1 pseudogene is annotated in these 1,014 nt (G+C 31.0%); it reads left to right on the top strand.

Going from position 1 to position 1,014, the window contains the following annotated elements:
• Window positions 1-153: 153 nt before the first annotated feature.
• A pseudogene (locus KVT34_RS29410) lies at window positions 154-1,014 on the top strand (hypothetical protein); the annotation flags it as partial.

Below are 1,014 nucleotides of genomic sequence, written 5' to 3'. Positions count from 1 at the left end.
AGAAATACAGTGCCCTAACTGTAGTCACAAGCTCAGAATAACAAAAGGATCTGGATACTTGGACTGCGGTAGTTGCAAGAAACGTACTTTAGTAGAATGGAAAACTTTTAACTAATAAATTACATATTTAAAAATTTGTTTGAGGTGACTGTATTGTTAGACGTAACAAAAATTCAATCAATAATTGAAAAACTCCAAAAAGAAAAATACGATATTCAAAATTCTCTAATAAGCGTTTTGAGAATTGCAAAGCAACGATTAGATATTAGAGAAATAGTATTTCTAGAATATAATAATATCGGATTATCCCAGGCCAACTCTAAATTAATTATTAGTAAAATAGAAAAACTCTCCGAAGAAAAAGGAATACCTGGTGACGATTGTCGTCAAATAGTTAAAGAGACATTTGAGCTTATTATGAATACGAGAAAATGCAATGTATACGATTTTACTAAAGGCGAAGTAATTAAAGATCAAATATTAAATTTATCAGTTTCGGGACTTATCTCAGATCTTGAAAAATACCAAAGAGCGCTGTCATCAAATGTGGTCCCCCCTGGGCTACACCATCAAGACGTGTACTTTCTAAATCAAAGTAAAAAAACGTTAGATACTTTTTATAATCACCAAATTTCTATTAATACCAACGCCTTAAATTATATCAAAACATTTATGCTTACCTACCTAATGGACTTGGAAGAAATATTAAACAATACTGAAGGGAATAAACAAATGGGAACACAACAACCACCTAATATCACTAATATTGGGAAAAATAATTCAATAAACATCCAACAAACACCCAAAATCGAGAATAAAATCGAGAAAATTTTTATTAGTCATGCTTCAAGGGATAAAGAATACGTAAAAGAATTAGTGAAACTGCTTAATAGTATTGGTGTCCCAACAAACTCAAACAGTATTTTCTGCAGTTCGTTATCGGGGTATGATATTCCGCACGGAGAGAACATCTATGACTATCTAAAAAGTGAATTAAATAATAATAAGACTATG

This window comes from Paenibacillus sp. GbtcB18, from assembly GCF_019091125.1.
Lineage (GTDB): Bacteria > Bacillota > Bacilli > Paenibacillales > NBRC-103111 > Paenibacillus_F > Paenibacillus_F chitinolyticus.
This window is presented reverse-complemented; position numbering and strand designations above follow the sequence as displayed.